This is a genomic window from Coleofasciculus sp. (assembly GCF_046539235.1).
Taxonomy (GTDB): domain Bacteria; phylum Cyanobacteriota; class Cyanobacteriia; order Cyanobacteriales; family Coleofasciculaceae; genus Coleofasciculus.
Map to the genome: position 1 here is coordinate 1 of NZ_JBKHHI010000610.1, position 2,558 is coordinate 2,558.

Here is a 2,558-nt window from a genome sequence, read left to right on the forward strand (position 1 = left end):
AAAGCCTGCGGCATGGCTTCGCTAAACGCACTACAATGATTTCGCCATTGCTAACATTAAGGTTGAAATGATGTAGCTTACTCGCGCAAGCCAGAAGCAAGCTACGTCATTTGACTTAGCCAATCGAGAATTAAGGAATTAACCATCTCTGGTTTCTCATCGTGAGGACAATGACCCGCCTGGGGGATGGCAAAAAACTCGACATCCTTCTCCATTTGGCGCTGCTGCTGGTAAATCGCCGCCCCATTAATTGGTGTCCAAGGGTCATTTTCGCCCCAAAGAACTAATAGAGGACGTTTTAGCTTGGGTAATAATTCCCCAGGCGCAGGACCTGCAGGACCCGTTAAGACAGATGCAAATACCTGTTGGGCACCCGGATCACAGGAGGGTTGGTAGAGTAAATCGACTAATTCTTCCGTAATCGCTTGGGGGTCACAGTAAACCTGACGCAGGGTGTTGCGAATCCGGTTTTTTTGGCGAATTCGGTTAAATAAAAACGGACCGACGGTTTTAGAACTAACCAATTTGGTAAAGGTTCCCATCACCAGCCGTAAGGGTAAATTTAACTCATCGGGACGGTGGTTTAAGCCCCCTGCACAATTAATCAAAACACCACCAACGGCAATATCCGGGTATTGGGTAACTACCATTAAACTTAATAGCGCCCCAATTGAGTTGCCAATAAATACGGTTGGTTCCTGAATATGGGCGTCCCAGAAGTCTTTGATCTGTTTCTGCCATACCTCTAAGCTGTAGTCTAAGGCGGGTTTCTCTGATCCGCCGAATCCTAATAGGTCAATCGCAAACACCCGATATCCTGCATCCGCTAACACCGGGATATTCTTGCGCCAATGTCCAATGGATGCACCAAACCCGTGAATCAATAACAAGGGTTGACCGGTTCCCTGGACAGTGTATTGAATGGAGTGACCTTGCCAAGTCCAAACCTGTTTTTCTAAGGAGTTATTCTGGATTAGCGGTTGGGTAATCACGGCGCTTTATGAAGATTGTTTAAGTATTTTGATCTATCATACCGGGATTGAGCCAGATTTGGCGAAGTTTTTGCCGATGATTCCTGTTTATTGAGAATCGCCACGTTTGAATAAATGGGAACACTTCCCTGATCAGTCCTGTCTTAGGACTCCTTTTGTTTGTGTTTGGTATGAGGTCTATGAGTCAACCATTATTTGCGTCAAGCGGTAGGATAATGATCGCGTTTGCTGGATTCGCGATCGCAACAACCACTCCTTCCCTAGCCAATGCTATCCCCCCATCTCCTCTGGAGGTAATTCAGGGGATAGAACTTGCCCAAACTCCCTCAGTAGAAGCGGATACCGTTGAATCTTTACCTGAGGCGATCGCAGAGGCTGTCCTTGATGATATCAGCCGTCGCCATAACCTGAATACATCCCAGCTAAAAATCCTCAACGTCGCCCGCCAAACCTGGTCTGATGGCTGTTTGGGATTAGGTGGTGATCAGATTTGCACTCAGGCGTTAGTTCCAGGGTGGTTGGTGATTGTCGGTAGTGAGGATAAACTGTGGGCGTATCGCACGGATGGAACTGGTTCAGTCGTCGCCCTAGATGAAACCTTAAGCCAGAAAATGACCGCCCGGTATACCGCCACGCTAATCGAAGAACAACGCATCCGCACCCGCAACCGTGAAACTACGGAAATCACCTCCGGAAGTACCACCCGTCAAACGACTCAGGGAACTGTTGACAGTCGCGCTAGTCAACGTCAAAGCAACTCAACCACTCAGATGAGTGGGGATACGACTCAACAGCAACAAGTCGCCGCTAGTGGTTCCCAAATCCGCCGAACGGTACAAACGAGTTTCACGGATATTGCCAGTAATTATTGGGCGCAGGACTTTATTGCTGAGTTGGTACGCTTAGATATTATCAGCGGATTTCCCGATGGCACATTTCGTCCCAATGAACCTGTGACTCGCGCCCAGTTTGCGGCGATGATTCGTAAGGCGTTTGAGAAGACGAAAATCCGTAATGTTAGTATCCGCGATGTTTCTAGCCGTCATTGGGCATACAATGCCATTGAAGAAGCTTGTGAAACGGGGTTTTTAACGGTTAATTCTGCTAATAACTTTAACCCCAAGCAAAATTTATCGCGGTTGGAAGTATTATTGGCATTAACTCAGGGGTTAAATTATTCCGTGAATGGATCAGCGACGAACATTTTGCAGTTTTATAATGATGCATCAGCGATTCCGGTTAATGTTCGTCCTTTAGTTGCTGCGGCGACGCAGCGAGGCATTGTGGTCAATTATCCTAATGTCGAATTACTGAATCCCAATCAGATAGCAACTCGGGCAGAAGTAGCGGCATTTTTGTATCAAGCTTTGGTGAGTACCGGGGAAACCGTGGCGATTTCTTCTCCTTATGTGGCGGCGATTGAATTTGAAGAAATCGAAAATGAGGTGCAAGAATCGGGTGAAGCACAGGAAATAGAAATGGAGGATGAAGATGATTGGGGTGATGATGATGATGATGACGATGATGACGATTAATTGGCTGTAGAATTGCGTCTATAGTCTGCAA

2 protein-coding genes are annotated in these 2,558 nt (G+C 46.9%); one reads left to right on the forward strand and one right to left on the reverse strand.

The genetic code is table 11. The annotated features are described in order from the left end of the window. Positions 1–101 precede the first annotated feature (101 nt). Complete coding sequence (locus tag ACLFWI_RS29235; RefSeq protein ID WP_446415844.1) at positions 102–992, reverse strand: alpha/beta fold hydrolase; 891 nt, start codon at positions 990–992, stop codon at positions 102–104. A 179-nt stretch (positions 993–1,171) separates the two neighbouring features. Between ACLFWI_RS29235 and ACLFWI_RS29240 the strand changes: the two genes are divergently transcribed. Beyond that, a complete protein-coding gene (locus ACLFWI_RS29240) occupies positions 1,172–2,527 on the forward strand; it encodes an S-layer homology domain-containing protein (RefSeq protein WP_446415845.1) in 1,356 nt (451 codons plus the stop codon). Positions 2,528–2,558 lie beyond the last annotated feature (31 nt).